At 56.7% G+C, this 18,160-nt stretch carries 22 protein-coding genes; 8 read left to right on the top strand and 14 right to left on the bottom strand.

Features of this window, described 5'->3' with window-relative positions:
* Positions 1-61 precede the first annotated feature (61 nt).
* Positions 62-1,201 carry a glutamine-hydrolyzing carbamoyl-phosphate synthase small subunit gene (gene carA / locus AAC622_RS02960; RefSeq protein ID WP_340260237.1) on the top strand — a complete coding sequence of 380 codons (1,140 nt, stop codon included), beginning with the start codon at positions 62-64 and terminating at the stop codon, positions 1,199-1,201.
* A gap of 228 nt (positions 1,202-1,429) precedes the next feature.
* On the opposite strand, the gene AAC622_RS02955 is transcribed toward carA, so the two are convergent.
* On the bottom strand, positions 1,430-2,071 hold the full coding sequence (locus tag AAC622_RS02955) for a GntR family transcriptional regulator (protein ID WP_340260235.1): 642 nt from the start codon (positions 2,069-2,071) through the stop codon (positions 1,430-1,432).
* 92 nt (positions 2,072-2,163) lie between these two features.
* Between AAC622_RS02955 and AAC622_RS02950 the strand changes: the two genes are divergently transcribed.
* Positions 2,164-2,829 carry a pyrimidine 5'-nucleotidase gene (locus AAC622_RS02950; RefSeq protein ID WP_340260234.1) on the top strand — a complete coding sequence of 222 codons (666 nt, stop codon included), beginning with the start codon at positions 2,164-2,166 and terminating at the stop codon, positions 2,827-2,829.
* Here the strand turns inward: AAC622_RS02950 and AAC622_RS02945 are convergent.
* The 8 genes from AAC622_RS02945 to AAC622_RS02910 all read right to left on the bottom strand — a co-directional run bounded on the left by AAC622_RS02945 (position 2,826) and on the right by AAC622_RS02910 (position 8,389).
* The gene (locus AAC622_RS02945) at positions 2,826-3,605 is read right to left on the bottom strand and encodes a gamma-glutamyl-gamma-aminobutyrate hydrolase family protein (protein ID WP_340260232.1); all 780 of its coding nucleotides are present in this window, start codon (positions 3,603-3,605) and stop codon (positions 2,826-2,828) included. The genes AAC622_RS02950 and AAC622_RS02945 overlap by 4 nt on opposite strands.
* 119 nt (positions 3,606-3,724) lie before the next feature.
* The gene (locus AAC622_RS02940) at positions 3,725-4,129 is read right to left on the bottom strand and encodes a RidA family protein (protein ID WP_340260230.1); all 405 of its coding nucleotides are present in this window, start codon (positions 4,127-4,129) and stop codon (positions 3,725-3,727) included.
* Entirely contained in the window at positions 4,126-4,545 is a 420-nt protein-coding gene (locus tag AAC622_RS02935) for a GlcG/HbpS family heme-binding protein (RefSeq protein WP_340242257.1), read from the bottom strand. The genes AAC622_RS02940 and AAC622_RS02935 overlap by 4 nt, the downstream gene beginning before the upstream one ends.
* 63 nt (positions 4,546-4,608) lie before the next feature.
* Positions 4,609-4,779 (bottom strand): hypothetical protein, encoded by a 171-nt coding sequence (locus AAC622_RS02930; protein ID WP_340260228.1) that lies wholly within the window; start codon positions 4,777-4,779, stop codon positions 4,609-4,611.
* A gap of 253 nt (positions 4,780-5,032) precedes the next feature.
* Positions 5,033-7,177 (bottom strand): malate synthase G, encoded by a 2,145-nt coding sequence (locus AAC622_RS02925; RefSeq protein ID WP_340260227.1) that lies wholly within the window; start codon positions 7,175-7,177, stop codon positions 5,033-5,035.
* Between the two features lie 127 nt (positions 7,178-7,304).
* Entirely contained in the window at positions 7,305-7,460 is a 156-nt protein-coding gene (locus tag AAC622_RS02920; protein ID WP_340260226.1) for a DUF2256 domain-containing protein, read from the bottom strand.
* 18 nt (positions 7,461-7,478) lie between these two features.
* Positions 7,479-7,937, bottom strand: a complete 459-nt coding sequence (locus tag AAC622_RS02915; RefSeq protein WP_317655199.1) for an Lrp/AsnC family transcriptional regulator — start codon at positions 7,935-7,937, stop codon at positions 7,479-7,481.
* Positions 7,934-8,389, bottom strand: a complete 456-nt coding sequence (locus tag AAC622_RS02910; RefSeq protein ID WP_340242252.1) for an Lrp/AsnC family transcriptional regulator — start codon at positions 8,387-8,389, stop codon at positions 7,934-7,936. Before AAC622_RS02910 ends, AAC622_RS02915 begins: the two co-directional genes overlap by 4 nt.
* Before the next feature lie 138 nt (positions 8,390-8,527).
* On the opposite strand from AAC622_RS02910, the gene ilvC reads away from it, so the two are divergent.
* Positions 8,528-9,550, top strand: coding sequence for a ketol-acid reductoisomerase (ilvC, locus tag AAC622_RS02905; protein ID WP_317655201.1), 1,023 nt, complete (start codon positions 8,528-8,530; stop codon positions 9,548-9,550).
* 133 nt (positions 9,551-9,683) lie between these two features.
* Entirely contained in the window at positions 9,684-10,598 is a 915-nt protein-coding gene (locus AAC622_RS02900) for a DMT family transporter (protein WP_340261400.1), read from the top strand.
* A gap of 5 nt (positions 10,599-10,603) precedes the next feature.
* Here the strand turns inward: AAC622_RS02900 and AAC622_RS02895 are convergent, their stop codons facing one another.
* From AAC622_RS02895 to AAC622_RS02885, 3 genes are all read right to left on the bottom strand, one after another.
* Complete coding sequence (locus tag AAC622_RS02895; RefSeq protein ID WP_340260224.1) at positions 10,604-11,062, bottom strand: CAP domain-containing protein; 459 nt, start codon at positions 11,060-11,062, stop codon at positions 10,604-10,606.
* A gap of 18 nt (positions 11,063-11,080) precedes the next feature.
* The gene (gene hisN, locus AAC622_RS02890) at positions 11,081-11,905 is read right to left on the bottom strand and encodes a histidinol-phosphatase (RefSeq protein ID WP_340260223.1); all 825 of its coding nucleotides are present in this window, start codon (positions 11,903-11,905) and stop codon (positions 11,081-11,083) included.
* Positions 11,906-11,977: 72 nt separating this feature from the next.
* Positions 11,978-12,343: a helix-turn-helix domain-containing protein gene (locus tag AAC622_RS02885; RefSeq protein ID WP_340260222.1), complete on the bottom strand. Its 366-nt coding sequence runs from the start codon at positions 12,341-12,343 to the stop codon at positions 11,978-11,980.
* A gap of 313 nt (positions 12,344-12,656) precedes the next feature.
* Here AAC622_RS02885 and AAC622_RS02880 point away from each other — a divergent pair, with 313 nt between their 5' ends.
* Together AAC622_RS02880 and AAC622_RS02875 are read left to right on the top strand one after the other, a co-directional pair.
* Positions 12,657-13,628: an NADPH:quinone oxidoreductase family protein gene (locus AAC622_RS02880; RefSeq protein WP_340260221.1), complete on the top strand. Its 972-nt coding sequence runs from the start codon at positions 12,657-12,659 to the stop codon at positions 13,626-13,628.
* Between the two features lie 195 nt (positions 13,629-13,823).
* Positions 13,824-14,564: a Bax inhibitor-1/YccA family protein gene (locus AAC622_RS02875; RefSeq protein ID WP_340260219.1), complete on the top strand. Its 741-nt coding sequence runs from the start codon at positions 13,824-13,826 to the stop codon at positions 14,562-14,564.
* Between the two features lie 132 nt (positions 14,565-14,696).
* On the opposite strand, the gene rpmG is transcribed toward AAC622_RS02875, so the two are convergent.
* Together rpmG and chrA are read right to left on the bottom strand one after the other, a co-directional pair.
* Positions 14,697-14,864: a 50S ribosomal protein L33 gene (gene rpmG, locus AAC622_RS02870; protein WP_111731977.1), complete on the bottom strand. Its 168-nt coding sequence runs from the start codon at positions 14,862-14,864 to the stop codon at positions 14,697-14,699.
* A gap of 90 nt (positions 14,865-14,954) precedes the next feature.
* Entirely contained in the window at positions 14,955-16,220 is a 1,266-nt protein-coding gene (chrA, locus tag AAC622_RS02865; protein WP_340260217.1) for a chromate efflux transporter, read from the bottom strand.
* A gap of 167 nt (positions 16,221-16,387) precedes the next feature.
* Between chrA and gatC the strand changes: the two genes are divergently transcribed.
* On the top strand, positions 16,388-16,675 hold the full coding sequence (gatC, locus tag AAC622_RS02860; RefSeq protein WP_340260215.1) for an Asp-tRNA(Asn)/Glu-tRNA(Gln) amidotransferase subunit GatC: 288 nt from the start codon (positions 16,388-16,390) through the stop codon (positions 16,673-16,675).
* Positions 16,675-18,159 carry an Asp-tRNA(Asn)/Glu-tRNA(Gln) amidotransferase subunit GatA gene (gatA, locus tag AAC622_RS02855; RefSeq protein WP_340260213.1) on the top strand — a complete coding sequence of 495 codons (1,485 nt, stop codon included), beginning with the start codon at positions 16,675-16,677 and terminating at the stop codon, positions 18,157-18,159. Before gatC ends, gatA begins: the two co-directional genes overlap by 1 nt.
* The last annotated feature ends 1 nt before the right edge of the window (position 18,160 follow it).

Here is an 18,160-nt window from a genome sequence, read left to right as displayed (position 1 = left end):
CTGCACGCTTGGACACTTAGGTTGCCGCGAATTTCAACATCGCCGTAATCGGAGCAGCGCCATGACTGAACGCCCTACTGCATGTCTTGTTTTGGCTGATGGAACCGTGTTCTACGGCAAGGGTTTTGGCGCCACAGGCCAGACCGTTGCCGAGCTGTGCTTCAACACCGCGATGACGGGCTATCAAGAGATTATGACCGACCCCTCCTATGCTGGGCAGGTCGTAACCTTCACCTTCCCGCATATTGGCAACACAGGCATCACTGCCGAGGATGACGAGACCGCCGATCCAGTCGCGGCAGGGATGATTGTGAAATGGGATCCAACAGAGCCCTCCAATTGGCGGATGGAGCAGAACCTGACCACATGGCTGTCCGCACGGGGCCGCATCGGAATGGGCGGTGTTGACACCCGCCGCCTCACCCGCGCGATCCGCCAACAAGGCGCGCCACATGTCTGCTTGTCGTATGATCCTAAGGGCAATTTCGACATTGAGGCGATGCTGAAGGAGGCGCGCGCATGGCAGGGTCTGGAGGGGCTCGACCTCGCCCGTGAGGTGACTTGCGCGCAATCCTATCGTTGGAACGAGATGGGTTGGTCATGGCCTGAGGGCTATAGCAAGCGCACGGGCACTGGCCCCAAAGTGGTGGCGATTGATTACGGTGCCAAGCGCAATATCCTGCGCTGTCTCGCAAGTGCCGGATGTGATGTCACCGTGATGCCCGCCAGAACCACCGCCGAAGAAATCCTTGCGCAAAACCCCGATGGTGTATTTCTGTCGAACGGGCCAGGCGACCCTGCCGCAACGGGGGAATATGCCGTGCCGATGATCCGTGCGATTTTGGAAAAAGACCTGCCTGTTTTCGGGATTTGCCTTGGCCACCAAATGCTGGCTTTGGCGCTTGGGGCGAAAACCGTGAAAATGAACCACGGGCATCATGGCGCAAACCACCCTGTCAAAGATTTGGAAACGGGCAAAGTCGAAATCACCTCGATGAACCACGGGTTCACTGTCGACAGCCAAACCCTGCCTGATGATGTTTTGGAAACTCATGTCAGCTTGTTTGATGGGTCAAATTGCGGCATCCGCGTCAAGGATCGCCCGATCTTTTCCGTTCAGCACCACCCCGAAGCCAGCCCCGGCCCTCAAGACAGCTATTACCTGTTCGAGCGCTTCGCAGCCGCCATGGCAACACGCTAAAGTTGAAGGGGGCAAAAACCCCCTAAACCCAAGGCTGTATAACGCGGAAATCTTTGAATTTTCGTAAAAAAATTATCCGCGATTAGGATTTTGTTAACCATCGCAGCGCTTCCCTAACGGGGCTTGAAACGCGAAGATTTCAAGTCGGCCATCAGGGGTGCGGGCCCCCGCTTCATTGGGCGAAAACAAAGCATGGGGTTTTTGGTGGCACGGTGGTGACACGCAAACCTAGCTGACCGCGCCCGCCTCCTCCTTGAGGCGCACCTCAAAGGCAATGGAAAGATGTCGCCGCAATGCATCGGCCGCTGCATCCCCATCACGCGCGGCAATGGCGTTGACGATATCATCATGCTCGTCCAAGGCTTTTTCGCCCCGCCCTTTTGCGGCCAAGGATGTGGTGGCCATCAACGCCATTGAGCGATGCACAAGATCCAATTGCTGCACCAAATAACGATTATGGCTGGCAAGATGGATTTGCTTATGAAAGCGGCGGTTTGCACGGCTCAGCGCCTGCGGATCATTCAATAATTTGCGATCCGCCTGTGCCATTTCGCGCAAGACGCGCACCTCCTCGGTTGCGGCATGTTGCGCGGCCAAACGGGCGGCCAAGGCCTCTAACTCGGTGCGCACGGCATAAAGTTCGGCCATCTGTGCATGATTCAATGAGGCCACAATCAGACTGCGCCCATCGCGGGTGAGCAGGCTTTGGGTTTCCAACCGCTGCAACGCCTCGCGCACGGGTGTGCGGCTGACACCGAACCGCTCGGCCAATTCCGATTCCACCAAACGCGATCCAGGGCGATAGATGCCGCCATCTATCGCATCCAAAATCATATCATAGGCGTCTTTTTGCTGTGGCTTGCTGTGCATCGCGTGGGATCTTTCCAATTCTTAACGCTGCCAAAGCTAAGCAGCCCCGCCCCCCTTGGCAAGCAAAAGCACCTAAGGCTAGTGTAGCGGCCATGAAACACGCAGATTTCCAACATGTCGACACATGGGTGTTCGATCTCGATCACACGCTTTATCCCGCCTCAATGGCGCTGTTTGATCAGATCAATATCCGCATGTCCGCGTTTGTCATGCGCGCCTTGAATGTCGATGCGCAGGAGGCGGATCGTATCCGCCACACCTATTGGCGCGCCCATGGCACAACCCTGGCGGGGCTGATGGCACAGCATAATGTCCCGCCCTATCCGTATTTGGACGAGGTGCATGAGATAGATTTCAGCATCCTCAAACCAGATCCGATTTTGGCAGACCGTATCACGCGCCTGAGGGGGCGGCGTATCGTCTACACCAATGGCACCGCTGATTATGCCCGTAATGTTTTGCACCATCGGGGTTTGTCGGGCCTATTCGACGCGATTTACGGGGTCGAAGACGCCAATTATCGCCCAAAACCAGACCCTGATGCCTTTGCAATGATATTTGGCAAAGACGGGCTCAGCCCAACGCGCGCCGCGATGTTCGAGGATGACCCGCGCAATCTGGCCGTGCCGCATGAATTGGGCCTGCGGACGATCTTGATTGACGAAGAGCGTAGCCATGAGGGCCCAAGTGCCCACATCCATCACCAGACCCACGATCTATCATGGTTTTTAGGCCATATATTGGGTGATCTCGATTAAGCCACATCCGCGACTGGCATGGGCTTGCCATCGGCCTGCCATGCATGAGCCGCGCGGCCAAAGGCCTCGTATAATAGGCGCGAGACAGGGTCTTCTGCGGCGCGATATTCAGGATGCCATTGCACCGAGAGGGTAAACCCCCGCGCGCCTTTGATGTAGATGGCCTCAGGCGTGTCATCAGGGGCCCATCCATCAACCACCACATCACGGCCTAAGGTCTTTAACCCCTGACCATGCAAGCTGTTGGTGGTCACCTCGGCGCTGTTATAGAGCCGCTGAAACGGCCCTCCTTGCGTGAAGCGCACGACATGGCGCGGTGCGAATTTTTCCTCCAAGGTGCCATGGGGCGGCATGCGGTGATTCATCCGTCCGGGTAAATCGCGGATTTCGGGGTAAAGACTGCCCCCCATGGCCACGTTCACCTCTTGGAACCCACGGCAAACACCAAGGATAGGCAAGCCCCGCTCGACCGCCGCGCGGATCAGGGGCAATGTCACAGCATCACGGTTGCGATCAAAGGCGCCATGCGCCTCTGTTTCTTCCTCGCCATATTCCTCGGGATGAACATTCGGGCGACCGCCCGTGAACAAAAACCCATCACAAATCTCAAGCAGGTCTTCGTAATTGACGAAATTTGGATTGGCAGGAATGGCCAAGGGCGTGCATTTGGCGACATCCGATACAGCACAACAGTCCATAGCCCCCACTGTATGCGCGGGGTATTGATCATTGATCAGATGAAAATTTCCAATAATTCCAATGACCGGGCGGGCCATGATATCCTCCCCTTCAGGCTTTTGGGGACGCCGTTAGGAAAAATCTGTTCCTCAAATCTATAGGCCTTCGCCCAACTCGTCGCAAGAATTTAGCGGGGCTGCTTTCGATAAATTTATCCTCATTTTGAGCCAAGATAGGCTGTCACCTCGATCTCAATCTTCATGCGTGGGTCTTGCAGGCCTGCCACAAACATTGTGGCCGCAGGGCGCACTGCGCTAAGCCATTTTTGCGTGACAGGCCAGCACGCGGGCCAAAGGGCGGCATCGTTCACAATGTAATGCACCCGCACCACATCGGAGATTGACGCACCACCTGCCCGCAGGGCGGTGTCAATATTGGCAAAGCATTGCTCGGCTTGGGCCGCGATATTGGCATCAATTTGCATGGTGCTGTAATCAAATCCCGTGGTTCCCGACACGAAAATCCAATCACCTTGCACAACTGCCCGACCATATCCGATCTCGGCCTCAAAGGGCGAGCCTGAGGAAATCAGGCGCCGCCCTGATGGGGCATCCGCGCTCATGGTTCTGCGTCAAGCCCTGCTGCGGCAATACCCGCCACAGCCGCATCGCTGTCATTATCGGATGTGTCACCCGTGACCCCAACTGCGCCGATCACAACGCCATCCCGCTTGACCAGAACACCACCGGGCACAGGCACGACACGGCCCCCAAAGGCCCCGTTGACCGCATTGACGAAATAGGCCTGCGCCTCGGCCCGCGCCATTTGCGCCTTGCCGCCCATGCCCAACATCACCGCGCCATAGGCCTTGGCGCGCGCAATCTCAAACCGACCTGGGCTTGCGCCATCCTCGCGCTCAAAGGCTTGAATATTACCGCCTGCATCGAGAACAACGACCGAAAGGGGCTTTAGCCCCATCTCGCCGCCTTTGGCGCGGGTTGCAGAAATGATTGTGCGTGCCTGATCGAGTGTGATCATCTTGGTCTTGTCCCTCTTGTCTTGATCTTGGGGCCATAGCCCCCGCCTCTTCAGATAGCACGTTCAAACAAAGAGGAAATGGTCTTCTGTCAGCTCTGCCTCAGCCTGACCTGATAAAACGACCGAGCCTAGGCCGTAGTTCAAAATCAAATCCGTTTCTTCGCACGAGAGACTCAACGCCTCCATCACCGATAGCCCCTCTAGCTGAAAGGCAAGACGATCAATGACTTGCACTCTTCAAACACAGTGTTTGACAGTGACAACGACATTTTCGGGCTTTGTGTAGATGGGCGGAGGGTTAGGTCTGCCGCGCAGAGGTATCACGACCCCTCAAAAGACGCGCGGCGGTCTATCGAAAGTAAAGACACCCGTCTTGTGGCAGGTAAGCCCCCCCCCTTTTTCGCGCGGGTTCCACGATAAAATAACCCCCGCGCCAGCGATCAGACAGGCACGGGGGGCAGAGATAAACCGATAAAATCGGGTCGCGTTAGGCCGCTTTCCATTCAAGGCGGCGGGCGTGTAAGACTGGCTCAGTATAGCCAGAGGGTTGCACACGGCCCTTGAATACCAGATCACAAGCCGCCGCAAAGGCGATGCCGTTAAACCCGGGCGCCATTGGGCTATAGGCAGGGTCGCCTGCATTTTGGCCATCAACCACCTCGGCCATACGGCGCATGGCGGCCATGACCTGATCCTCGCTGACGACACCATGATGCAGCCAATTCGCGATATGCTGCGCGCTAATGCGGCAGGTGGCGCGGTCTTCCATCAGGCCCACATTGTTAATGTCTGGCACTTTCGAGCAGCCAACACCCTGATCCACCCAACGCACAACATAGCCCAAAATCCCTTGGGCGTTATTGTCCAATTCACGGGTGATCTGGTCTTGCGACCAACGGCGATAGCTGGCCATTGGAATATCCAACAGACCCGTCACATAGGCACGGCGACCACCTGCGGCCAGTTTCTCCTGCACCGCAGCCACATTTACGCGGTGATAATGGGTGGCGTGCAGGGTCGCAGCAGTCGGGCTTGGAACCCAAGCGCAATTTGCACCCGCCCGCGGATGCTCGATCTTTTGCTCGAGCATCGCGGCCATGGCATCGGGCATGGCCCACATCCCCTTGCCGATCTGCGCGCGACCGCGCAACCCGCATTCCAAACCAATATCCACATTCTGGTTTTCATAGGCGGTGATCCATGATTTGCGCTTGATGAAATCCTTGCGGCTGAATGGCCCTGCCTCCATGGAGGTGTGAATTTCATCCCCCGTGCGATCAAGGAAGCCTGTGTTGATAAAGCACAAGCGATGTTTGGCCGCGCGGATACATTCCTTGAGGTTAACCGAGGTGCGGCGCTCTTCATCCATGACACCCAGTTTGACCGTATTTGGTTTCAGACCCAAAACGCCCTCAACATGGGTGAAAATCTCGTCCGCAAAGGCAACTTCTTCAGGCCCGTGCATCTTAGGCTTCACCACATAGACCGACCCTGCATGGCTGTTGCGCAGACCATCCGCTTTCTTAAGGTCATGCATGGCGATCAATGCGGTGATCATCGCATCCATCATGCCCTCGTAAGCCTCGCTGCCATCTTTGAGCAAAATCGCAGGGTTGGTCATCAAATGACCCACATTGCGCACCAGCATCAAAGCGCGGCCTTTCACGTCAAACGTGCTACCATCGGGCGCGGTAAAGGTTTTATCGGCGGCCAAGCGGCGGGTCATGGTTCGCCCGCCCTTCTCAAAGCTTTCCACCAAATCGCCCTGCATCAAACCAAGCCAATTGGAATAGGCCAAAACCTTGTCCTCGGCATCGACACAGGCCACCGAATCTTCGCAGTCCATGATAGCCGAAACCGCAGATTCCAAACGGATATCTGCAAGCAAGGCTTGGTCACGGCTGCCAATCGGATGGGCGCGGTCAAAGACCAATTCAACATGCAGGCCGTTGTTGCGCAGAAGGATGGTATCAGGCGCCTTTGCATTGCCCGTATAGCCCTTGAACTGCGCAGGATCTGCGAGGGGCTTGTCATCCATCATCAACTGCCCCTTATCCACGCTGTAGCGGCGGATATCGGCATGGCTTGCCCCCTCGATGGGGAAGCTGTCATCAAGGAAAACCCGCGCGCGCGCCACAACGCGCGATCCACGGCCGCGATCATAGCCGCCTTTGGGGGGCAGGTTGCCCACAGCATCCGTGCCATAAAGCGCATCATAGAAACTGCCCCAACGCGCATTGGCCGCGTTCAAGGCAAATCGCGCATTGGTGATGGGCACCACCAATTGCGGGCCTGCCACTGTGGCGATCTCAGGGTCAACGCGATCTGTGTCGATCTGGAAATCTTCCCCCTCAGGCAAGAGATACCCGATCTCACGCAAAAAGGCCTGATAGGCATCGCCATCATGGGGCTGACCACGGCGTGCAATATGCCATTCATCAATCTGACGCTGCAAATCTTCACGCCTTTGCAAAAGGGCGCGGTTCTTGTCAGCCTTGCCATGCAAAAGATCGGAGAACCCCGTCCAAAACGCATCAGCGGTCACGCCAGTGCCATCCAAGGCCCGAGTTTCTATGAAATCCGCCAAAACCTGCGCCACTTGCAGGCCTGCACGCTCTACACGTTTGGTCATTTGCGGGGTCTCCTCTCTTCATGCTGCACAAAAGCAGCCCGCGTCCCTTCCCTCGCGTTAGCCAAAAATCAGACGAGAGGCAAGCGATCTGGTAAAATAAACAGACCAATTATCAAGGGAAGGTAAATTACGCTTTGACCGACTTGCGCGCCGCGCGGCATTTGTCCGAGCAATAGCGCACCTCCTCCCAATCCTTGGCCCATTTGCGCCGCCACACGAAGGCGCGACCACAGGTGGCACAGGTTTTTTGAGGAAGGTCTGATTTGCGTTTCATTTTGGGCATGGCTGAAATTTAGCACGCCTACCCCAAGGGGCCAGGGCGGCGTTCCTCTGACAACAGCACATTCGCCTCGACATTCCCAACCCCAGGCAGGGTCATGATACGGCGGCGCAGCACCCGCTCAAAATCTGGCAGATCACGGGCAATAATGCGCAGCCTGTAATCATAAAGGCCCAGAACATGCTGCACCAATTGCACCTCGGGGATGGCGGTCACCGCGCGCTCGAAATCCTCAAGGCTGACGCGCCCTTTGGTGGCCAATTTCACGCCCAGAAACACTGTCACGCCAAAGCCTAGCTTTTCAGCATCAAGATCAAGACGACGGGTGGTGATCACACCTGCATCAGACAGGCGCTTAATGCGACGCCATGCTGCGGGTTGGCTTAAGCCAAAGCGCCGCCCGATCTCGGCGGCCTTTTGCGTGGCGTCCTCCTGCAAAGCGCGGAGAATTTGGCGGTCAATCGGATCAAGATCAATCATAGGGGCAAGCTTTCGCTGTCTTTGATTGCCGCGACATGCATCAGGGCCTCGATATCCGCGATATGCGGCAGGCTTAGAATGCGGTCGCGATAAATTTCTTGGTAATGCGGCATGGTGCGCGCAATCACCTCAAGGCGCACGTCAACACGGCCCAAGAATGTTTGAATTTCAGTCACCTCTGGCACGGCGCGCGCGGCGGCGATAAATTCATCAAAGGCGCGTGGATCTGTTTTATCCAATGAGATCCGCAACGACACCTGAACCGCATAGCCAAGCGCCCGCCAATCAATAACAGCGCGCGTCCCGCGCAACGCGCCCATCGCCTGCATGCGATCAAGCCGTTTATAGCAGGTCGCCACAGGAACACCCGCCGCTTTGGCCACCCGCGCCACAGGTTGGTCAGGGTCAGACTGTAGATGGCGCAAAATGCGGCGATCCAGATCATCGAGCATGAAATAATCCAAAAATTAATATTCGCGAATGATCTTATCATATAATGATCAAAATAATCAAATATTCATCCACACTTCGAAGCAAACCGCGCTTATACCAACGGCAGATGTAATTTGCAGCCAACAAGGAGAAAGCCGATGCGCGTCTATTACGATCGCGATTGTGATGTGAACCTAATCAAAGACAAAAAAGTTGCCATCTTGGGCTATGGAAGCCAAGGCCATGCACATGCGCTGAACCTCCGCGACAGCGGGGCGAAGAATGTTGTTGTGGCCCTGCGCGAGGGCTCCCCTTCTGCGAAGAAGGCCGAGGGCGAAGGCCTCAAGGTTATGGGGATCGCAGAAGCCGCCGCTTGGTGCGACCTGATCATGTTCACCATGCCCGATGAATTGCAGGCTGAAACCTACAAGAAATACGTCCATGACAATCTGCGCGAAGGCGCGGCGATTGCCTTTGCCCATGGCCTGAACGTGCATTTCGGCCTGATCGAGCCTAAGCCCGGCGTTGATGTGATCATGATGGCCCCCAAAGGCCCAGGCCATACAGTGCGCGGCGAATACACCAAAGGCGGCGGCGTGCCTTGCCTTGTGGCCGTTCACAATGATGCAAGCGGCAAAGCCTTGGAAATCGGCTTGTCCTATTGCTCCGCCATTGGCGGTGGCCGTTCGGGCATCATCGAAACCAATTTCAAGGAAGAGTGCGAAACCGACCTCTTCGGTGAACAGGCCGTGTTGTGCGGTGGCTTGGTTGAGTTGATCCGCATGGGCTTTGAGACTTTGGTTGAAGCAGGCTACGCCCCTGAGATGGCCTATTTCGAGTGCTTGCACGAGGTAAAGCTGATCGTTGACCTGATCTACGAAGGCGGCATCGCAAACATGAACTATTCGATCTCGAACACAGCCGAATATGGCGAATATGTCTCGGGCCCCCGCATCCTGCCTTACGATGAAACCAAGGCACGGATGAAAGAGGTTCTGACCGATATTCAGACAGGTAAATTCGTTCGTGACTTCATGACTGAAAACACCGTGGGCCAGCCCTTCTTCAAAGGGACACGCCGCATCAATGACGCACACCAGATCGAAGAAGTGGGCGAAAAACTGCGCGGCATGATGCCTTGGATTTCCGCAGGCAAGATGGTGGACAAAGCGAAGAACTAAGTCGCTTTGCAGCTCAACCGATCAAAGGCCCGTCCGCAAAGACGGGCCTTTTTTCTTTCGCCCCATTGCACATGCCCCCTGAAGGCGGCAGAACCTGCCTTGGCAGGAACAGAATATCATGACCGAAATCCGTATATCCGACAGTCCCAGTGCCTCTAATTGGGCCTCAATCGCAGCGCTTGGCGTGATCTGGGGCGGCACATTTATGGTCGTCTCCATCGCGCTTGACGGCTATGGCCCGCTCACTGTTGCGGCTGCGCGCACCACATTGGGGGCGTTGGCCTTGCTTGGATTGATGGTGGCCCTTGGCCGCCCCCTGCCCACCCGCGCCGCATGGCCCTATATTCTGATCATTGGTGCGCTCAATTCCGCGCTGCCCTTCTCACTCCTGTCGTGGGGCCAGCAATATGTGCCTTCGGCCTTTGCTGGTATTTCCATGGCCGCGCTGCCCCTGTTCGTGCTGCCTTTGGCACATGTCTTTAGCGATGAAAAAATGGATCGCCGCCGCGTGATTGGCGTGACAGTGGGCTTTCTTGGCGCGCTGACTTTGGTGGGCCCAAACATTGGTGCGGCGTTTCAGATGGGCACCTCACAAGGATGGGAGGTATTGGCCCCCCTCGCCTGTTTGGCGGCAACCATTTCCTACGCCGTGTCCTCGGTGATGACCCGCACCTGCCCTGCGGTTGACCCCATCAGCCTTGCGGGAACGACCCTTGCTGTTGGGGCGGTTTTGATCCTGCCCGCGATGCTGATCGTTGAAGGTTTGCCCCAATGGCAAGGCCTTCGCTCAGGGGGGGCCATTATCGTGCTTGGCCTCTTTCCCACCGCGCTTGCCGCGCTTTTGCGGGTATCGGTGATCCGCAGCGCGGGCGCAGTGTTTATGACCTTGGTCAATTATCAAGTGCCGCTCTGGTCCGTGTTCTTTGGCTGGCTAATCCTGTCAGAAGATCTGCCGTTGCGCTTTTTTGTGGCGCTTGGATTAATCTTGTGCGGGGTCGCAATCAGCCAGTGGAAAACCGTGATCCGTATCCTAGGCCCACGCGCCTGACCCTTTTAGCAGGGGCGCGCAAGGATCAAGATTTGCTCTGCCCCATTGCGCAGGAACCCAAACTCGCTTGGGCTTGCGGATAGGATCGCAGCGCGGGCGGCGGGATCTGCCAACATTTGATCTACGCCCGTGCGCAAATCGGCTGCATCGCGTGCCACCGCCTCGGCACTGAAACAGGCAGAATAGCCCGCTTGCGCAATGCGATCCAACAAGGGGGCAAGCCCACCCGAGGCGAGATCAACCGCACGCGCGGCGGCGACACCTTGCAATTTCGGTGAATGGCGCAGCGGAATGGTCAGCCCTGCATCTGCGCGCGCGATGGCCAAATAGGTGCCCACACGCCCGATTTCCGAGGATTGGCGCAGGGAGAGACGGCCATCTTGATCAGGCCCGTTTTGCGGCGCGTTCGGCGCGCAGGCCGTAAGGGCCGCAACCACAAGACCAAGCGAAAGAAATTTATGCATGACGCACCCCACAAAGGATCAAGATTGCTCATACAAAAGCACCAATGCCGCCTGATGTAAATCGCGATTGGCAGCAGCCAAGACCTGCCCCCCCTGATGGGCAGGGCCGCCTTGCCAATTGGTGACAATGCCCCCCGCCGCCTCAATCACGGCAATCGGGGCGGCGATGTCATAGGATTGCAGACCCGCCTCAATCACCAAATCTGCCTGGCCCAAGGCGACCAAACCATATGCGTAGCAATCCATCCCATAACGGGTCAAAAGTACCTGATCGCGCACCGCTTCAAAGGCGAGACGCTCGGAGATCGTGCCGATTTCTGGAAAAGTCGAAAACAGCCGCGCCTCAGCCAAAGTTTTGCGCGCGCTTGTCCGCAAGATCATTTCGCCTTGCGGGCCAGTCAGGGAATTTTGCCCCAAACCGCCGATAAAACGCTCGCCGATATAGGGTTGGTCAATGACGCCGAAAATTGGGCCCGTCTCATTCAACAGGGCAATCAACACCCCCCAACTGGGTGTGCCCGTCATAAATCCACGCGTCCCGTCAATTGGGTCTAGCACCCATGTCAGGCCCGATTGCCCCGATTTTGCGCCAAATTCCTCGCCCAAAATCGCATCTTGTGGGCGGCGTGCCTCGATTAAGGCGCGCATCGCTGCCTCGGCCTCGCGGTCGGCTTCGGTTACGGGATCAAATCCCGCGCTGGCCTTGTTTTCGGTTGAAAGCCCCGCTTGACGAAATCGGGCCAAGGTCGCTTTGCGCGCAGCATCCGCCAGATCATGGGCCAAGGCAATCAGCTCGGCCGCTTCGACATCGGTCACATTGGGCAAATTGCGGGTCGCGGTCATGATGGCATCTCACTGGTGGCAGCAGGGCCTTCTGCCCCGCCCCCGCGCAGTGCCACGCAAAACCGCCCTAGGTCAAGCGGCCGCGTCCGACAGAACCCGCGCCAAATCAAACAAACGGCGGCGCTGATTTTCTGGGATCGCGTAATAAGAGCGGATCAAATCCAACGCTTCCTTATCCGCCAAAAGATCATCGGGCTGATTTGCGGCGGTGGTGTTGGCTTCATCCAATCCGTCAAAGAAATACTGCACAGGCACGCCAAGCGTTGCCGCAATATCCCAAAGGCGCGAGGCACTGATGCGGTTCATGCCAGTTTCGTATTTTTGGATCTGTTGGAATTTAATCCCAACATGGGCCGCGAGCTGTTGCTGGGTCATACCCACCATCCAACGGCGATGACGAACGCGCTTGCCGACATGAATGTCTACGGGATGTGTCACTTGGTTACTCCTGCGACTGCGATTGGTGTTTGGCAACAAACGACCACAAAAGCCAAGCGAGTTCGCAAGACATCACTCAACCCATGCGGCACCGATTGCAAGATAGGGCGCAACGAATATCGGTCAAGAAAGGGGAGAGGCAGACCCGATAATTCACGCGCCAAAGCCGGTCACACAACCTGCGTTCGGAGCCCCATGATACCGCACAAGGCGAATTTTTCCTAACGAAAAAGCGCGCGGCGCTTTGACGGCTTGGCGAGATGTCTTAACTGTGCAAGATCAGGAGCTTGGATGATTGGGAAAGGATTTTGCCATGCAAGCATGGGAGTTGAGCGCCTTTAACACCGCGCCAGAAATCCGTGATCTTCCGATGCCACGCCCAAACAAAGGCGAGATCAGGGTGCGCATTGGCGCCTGTGGTCTGAACTTTGCCGATCTGCTTATGATTAAGGGAAAATACCAAGATACCCCAACCCCGCCCTTCGTAATGGGGTTGGAATTGGCAGGCGTGGTGGATGCGCTTGGGGATGGGGTGACAACCCACGCGATGGGGGATCCTGTGGCCGTTTATGCGGGCCAAGGCGGTTTGGCAGAATATGGATGCTTTCCCGCACAGCGCGCCGTGCGCCTGCCAGATCACATGCCCTTGACCGAGGCCGCAGGATTTTTGATCGCCTATGGCACCTCGCATCTGGCATTGACGCGGCGTGCGCGTTTGGCTGCGGGGGAAACCCTTGCCGTGTTAGGTGCGGCAGGTGGGGTCGGCCTGACCGCGGTGGAAATCGGCGCAAGCCTTGGGACCAAGGTCATCGCGGTGGCGCGCGGGCAAGCCAAGCTTGAAATTGCCAAACGCGCTGGCGCGGATCATGTGATTGACGCAGACACCCCCGATCTGCGCGACCAATTGCGCGCCCTCGGCGGTGTTGATGTGCTTTATGATGCGGTTGGCGGCGCGGGATTTGAGGCCGGATTTCGCGCTATGCGGCCCGAAGGGCGGATTTTAAGCATCGGCTTTGCCAGCGGTACCATTCCGCAAATCCCCGCCAATCATCTGCTTGTCAAAAATCTTGATGTGATGGGCCTGTATTGGGGCGGATATCTGCGCTTTAATCCAGAGGCCTTGCAACACTCCCTTGAGCAGGTTTTTGGCCTTTACACACAAGGCGGCCTCAAGCCTCATATTGGTGCACTTTACCCGTTTGACGCCCTGCCTGCAGCACTTGACGCGCTTAGATCGCGCAAATCCACGGGCAAAGTGGTGATCGAAATTGCAAAGACGCTTTGATACCTATCACAGGCTTACGTGATAGGAAAAAACTATCAAACCTTTGAGTGTGTTTTGCATAGCTTTCACTTGAAAAAATAGCCCTTCTTGCCAATATTGAGGCCAAGGACGGGCGGCAGAGTGCCGCCTGTGACCCCAAGGGTCGGCTTTGCCACCCTTTTTTGATCGTCACAGCCATCTCTATAGGAGGGATCAATGGCACCATATCAAACGATGCGCTCGGCGGCGGCCTCGGCCAATGCAGCGCAGATTGATCAGGGCTTGCGCGCCCATATGAACAAGGTCTACGGCACCATGTCCGTAGGCATGGTCATGACCGCAGGCGCTGCTTGGGCAATCGGCAGCAACCCTGCGCTGAACGCCCTGTTTCGTGACCCTATCACGATGCAGCCCAATATCCTTGGCTGGATTGCCATGTTCGCGCCGCTGATCATGGTCTTTGCCTTTGGCGCGGCGGTGAACCGCTTGTCTGCCGCAGCAGCACAGTTGTTCTTCTATGCCTTCGCAGCCGTGATGGGTATCTCCATCTCGTGGATCTTTGCTGTGTTCACAGGCGTGTCCATTACACAGACCTTCCTGATCACCGCCATCGCCTTTGCGGGGCTTAGCCTTTACGGCTATACCACCAAAAAGGATCTCAGCGGCTGGGGCACATTCTTGATGATGGGTGTGATTGGCCTGATTGTAGCCTCGATCATCAATATTTTCTTGGGCTCACCCGCGATCCATTTCGCGATCACCATCTTGGGCGTGTTGATCTTCGCAGGTCTGACTGCCTATGACACCCAGTCCATCAAACAAGAATATATCGTCCATGCCGTGGATGGCGATCAGGAATGGCTGAACAAATCCGCAATTATGGGGGCGTTGCGCCTCTATCTCGACTTTATCAATATGTTCATGTTCCTGCTGCAATTCTTGGGCAACCGCGAATAAGCCTGAAGGGCACATATCCAAAAATGAAGGGCCGCATGAACAGTGCGGCCCTTTTTCATTGCTGTATCACGCCAATAAAAAAGCCGCGCAATCAGGCGCGGCTTTTTGATATATACCCAAGAGAGGCAGATCTTATTTGATCTTGCCTTCTTTATATTCGACATGCTTGCGCACGACTGGGTCGTATTTGCGCGCTGTCATTTTCTCGGTCATTGTGCGTGCGTTTTTCTTGGTCACATAGAAGTGGCCCGTGCCCGCCGTGGAGTTCAGGCGGATTTTAATCGTGGTCGGCTTCGCCATGGCGTTGCTCCTTGAACGGCGTTGATCGGCGCGAGAATCCGCGCGCGAGATAATCCTGTTTGGGCGCTTTTACTGACGGAGCGGCAGGTGTCAACCGAAAAACGGGGAAATAAGCCCGCCCGCCCCTGCCATAATCACAAGAACGCGGATCAAGCCCATCTTCTGCCACAGCAGTAAGATTGCAGCGAGAAGGGTCAAGATCACGGCAGCCAAATCAAGGCTCGCCCAATCAGGCAGCCACAGCCCGTTGTCGCGCGTGACCGTTTCAAACCAGACATGCAGCGCGAACCACACAGACAAATTGGCAATAACCCCAACAACCGCCGCCATAACCCCGTCAAGCGCGGCCTTTAGCTTGGGCCATGCAACTAAGCGATCCACTTGTGGCGCGAATAGGAATATCCACAAGAAGCAGGGTATGAACGTCACCCAAAGGGTCAAAACCGCGGCAGTGACCGCACCTGCCCACCCATAGGCACCAAACCCCGTAAGGAAGCCAACAAATTGCGTCACCAATATCAGCGGCCCAGGCGTGGTTTCAGCCAAGCCCAAAGCATCCATCATCTGCCCTGTGGTGAGCCATCCAAAATCCCCGACAACTTGCTGCACCATGTAGGCCAAGACCGCGTAAGCCCCGCCAAAGGTCACAAGCGCCAGTTTCGAGAAGAAAAGCGCAACCTCCAACAATAGCCCCTCAGGCGCTATCAGGTATAAAAGCCCCAAGGGCGCGGCCCACAACCCGCCCCAGATCGCCAGATGAGCAAGGCTGTTGGACGGGCGCCCTTGCGGCAGGTCTGCCGCCGCCGCAATTGGCGTGATCCAACCCAAATAGCCAATCAGCGCCGCCCCTGCGATCACCGAAGGAAAGGGCAGATCAAATACGAACAGTGCCGTAAATGCCAGTCCCGCAATCCACACGGCAACGGCCCCCTTTAAGGCGCGCTTTGACAGGTTCAAAAAGGCTTGGATGACAATCACAATCACCGCTGCCTTGATGCCCAAGAACAGCGCCGCCATAAGCGGCAGCTGACCAAAGCCCACATAAAGCGCGTTTAAGGCCATGATCACCGCAGCACCCGGTAAGACGAAAAGCCCCCCACCGATCAAGCCACCCAAAGTGCCGCGCAAGCGCCACCCTGCATAAGTGGCCAGTTGCATAGCCTCTGGCCCGGGCAAAAGCATGGTGAAGGACAGTGCCGCAAGAAATTGTCGTTCGCTCAACCAATTGCGCTGCTCGACCAACTCACGATGCATCAAGGCGATTTGCCCAGCAGGCCCGCCAAAGGACAAAACCCCAATGCGCGCAAAAACCGCGAAAAGCGCGCTCAGACTGGGGAGGTGTTGATTTTCGCTCATGCTGGCGCACCTATACTACGGATCATGGCTATGGCGTGACACTGTGACAGGCTGATGACGACCCGCCAAGTGTCCGGTTTACCTAACGGGTTTTCTGTGCGTGGCCGCTTGCAGTGCTGCCCCTGCCCCGCTAAACCCGCGCCTGACAGAACAGAAGGGATATTACGATGTCAATTGACACCGACACCGCAGCCCGCGTGGCGAAACTTGCCCGCATCAAGGTTGACCCTGCCGAATTGCCAAGCCTAGCGTCCGAATTCAACGCGATCTTGGGATTTATTGAGCAACTCTCAGAACTGGATGTCAGCGATGTTGAGCCGATGACATCGGTCACGCCACAACGCCTTCAGGCGCGTGTAGATGAGGTGACGGATGGCAATCAACAATCCAAGGTTTTGTCGAACGCGCCTGATGCGCGCGAAGGATTTTTTGCCGTGCCAAAGGTGGTTGAGTGATGTCTGATCTGAACAAATTGACCATTGCCGAGGCGCGCGATGCCCTGCGCCGTGGCGAGACCACAGCAGTTGAACTGACCAATGCCTGCCTCAGCGCGATTGAGGTCAGCAGCGCGCTTGGCGCCGTCGTCCACAACACCCCCGATCTTGCGCTTGCCCGCGCCGAGGCCGCGGATCAGCGGATCAAATCGGGCGATGCGCCCGCCCTTTGCGGTATTCCTATTGGGATCAAAGACCTGTTCTGCACCGAAGGGGTCGAGAGCCAAGCCGCGTCAAAAATTCTGTCAGGCTTTCGGCCTGAATATGAATCGACTGTCTCAGCGCAATTGCGCGATGCAGGCGCGGTCATGTTGGGCAAACTCAATATGGATGAGTTTGCCATGGGGTCGTCCAACGAAACCTCTGTTTACGGGCCAGCGGTCAACCCGTGGCGCGCGAACGGCAGCGATCAAAACCTGACACCCGGTGGGTCTTCTGGGGGATCGGCCGCCGCGGTTGCGGCTGACCTCTGTCTTGGGGCCACTGGCACGGATACAGGCGGGTCAATCCGCCAACCTGCCGCCTTCACGGGCACAGTAGGTCTGAAACCCACCTATGGGCGCTGCTCGCGCTGGGGGATTGTCGCCTTTGCCTCGAGCCTTGATCAAGCAGGGCCAATGACCAAAACGGTGCGGGACGCCGCAATCATGGGGGCCGCGATGATGGGGCATGACCCCAAAGACAGCACATCCGCCGATCTGCCCGTTCCCGATTTCGAGGCACTTCTGACGGGCGACATTCGGGGCAAAACCATCGGCATCCCGCGCGAATATCGGGTCGATGGGATGCCTGAAGAGATTGAGAAACTTTGGGCCGATGGCGCTGCGATGCTGAAAGATGCAGGTGCGGAACTGCGCGACATCTCGCTGCCGCATACAAAATACGCCCTGCCCGCCTATTACGTGATCGCACCAGCCGAGGCCTCATCAAACCTTGCGCGCTATGATGGGGTGCGCTTTGGCTATCGCGCGGAACTGTCCCAAGGGGACGGCATTACAGAACTCTACGAGAAAACCCGCGCCGAAGGCTTTGGTGCCGAGGTGAAGCGGCGGATCATGATCGGCACCTATGTGCTATCAGCAGGGTTTTACGATGCCTATTACAACCGCGCGCGCCGTGTGCGCAGCCTGATCAAACGCGATTTTGACGAGGTATTTGCCGCAGGCGTTGATGCAATCCTCACACCCGCCACACCATCCGCGGCGTTTGAGTTGGGGAAAGAGGTGGCTGACCCTGTTGAGATGTATCTCAACGATGTGTTCACAGTCACCGTGAACCTTGCGGGCCTGCCAGGTGTGGCCCTGCCCACAGGGTTGAGCAGTGCGGGCCTGCCCTTGGGTCTGCAATTGATCGGCCGCCCCTTTGAAGAGGGTGATTTGCTCAACACCGCCTACGCGCTGGAAACTGCGGCGGGATTTGTAGCCAAACCCAATAAATGGTGGTAAG

It is taken from the genome of Roseobacter sp. HKCCA0882, from assembly GCF_037805225.1.
GTDB lineage: Bacteria > Pseudomonadota > Alphaproteobacteria > Rhodobacterales > Rhodobacteraceae > M30B80.
Note: the sequence above shows the minus strand (reverse complement) of the source record. Positions and strands in the feature narration are given on the sequence as shown.

Coding starts and splice junctions, on each gene's coding strand:
- carA (WP_340260237.1), top strand. CDS start 62: ATGACTGAACGCCCTACTGCATGTCTTGTTTTGGCTGATGGAACCGTG.
- AAC622_RS02955 (WP_340260235.1), bottom strand. CDS start 2,071: ATGCACAGCAAGCCACAGCAAAAAGACGCCTATGATATGATTTTGGAT.
- AAC622_RS02950 (WP_340260234.1), top strand. CDS start 2,164: ATGAAACACGCAGATTTCCAACATGTCGACACATGGGTGTTCGATCTC.
- AAC622_RS02945 (WP_340260232.1), bottom strand. CDS start 3,605: ATGGCCCGCCCGGTCATTGGAATTATTGGAAATTTTCATCTGATCAAT.
- AAC622_RS02940 (WP_340260230.1), bottom strand. CDS start 4,129: ATGAGCGCGGATGCCCCATCAGGGCGGCGCCTGATTTCCTCAGGCTCG.
- AAC622_RS02935 (WP_340242257.1), bottom strand. CDS start 4,545: ATGATCACACTCGATCAGGCACGCACAATCATTTCTGCAACCCGCGCC.
- AAC622_RS02925 (WP_340260227.1), bottom strand. CDS start 7,177: ATGACCAAACGTGTAGAGCGTGCAGGCCTGCAAGTGGCGCAGGTTTTG.
- AAC622_RS02920 (WP_340260226.1), bottom strand. CDS start 7,460: ATGCCCAAAATGAAACGCAAATCAGACCTTCCTCAAAAAACCTGTGCC.
- AAC622_RS02915 (WP_317655199.1), bottom strand. CDS start 7,937: ATGATTGATCTTGATCCGATTGACCGCCAAATTCTCCGCGCTTTGCAG.
- AAC622_RS02910 (WP_340242252.1), bottom strand. CDS start 8,389: ATGCTCGATGATCTGGATCGCCGCATTTTGCGCCATCTACAGTCTGAC.
- ilvC (WP_317655201.1), top strand. CDS start 8,528: ATGCGCGTCTATTACGATCGCGATTGTGATGTGAACCTAATCAAAGAC.
- AAC622_RS02895 (WP_340260224.1), bottom strand. CDS start 11,062: ATGCATAAATTTCTTTCGCTTGGTCTTGTGGTTGCGGCCCTTACGGCC.
- hisN (WP_340260223.1), bottom strand. CDS start 11,905: ATGACCGCGACCCGCAATTTGCCCAATGTGACCGATGTCGAAGCGGCC.
- AAC622_RS02880 (WP_340260221.1), top strand. CDS start 12,657: ATGCAAGCATGGGAGTTGAGCGCCTTTAACACCGCGCCAGAAATCCGT.
- AAC622_RS02875 (WP_340260219.1), top strand. CDS start 13,824: ATGGCACCATATCAAACGATGCGCTCGGCGGCGGCCTCGGCCAATGCA.
- rpmG (WP_111731977.1), bottom strand. CDS start 14,864: ATGGCGAAGCCGACCACGATTAAAATCCGCCTGAACTCCACGGCGGGC.
- chrA (WP_340260217.1), bottom strand. CDS start 16,220: ATGAGCGAAAATCAACACCTCCCCAGTCTGAGCGCGCTTTTCGCGGTT.
- gatC (WP_340260215.1), top strand. CDS start 16,388: ATGTCAATTGACACCGACACCGCAGCCCGCGTGGCGAAACTTGCCCGC.
- gatA (WP_340260213.1), top strand. CDS start 16,675: ATGTCTGATCTGAACAAATTGACCATTGCCGAGGCGCGCGATGCCCTG.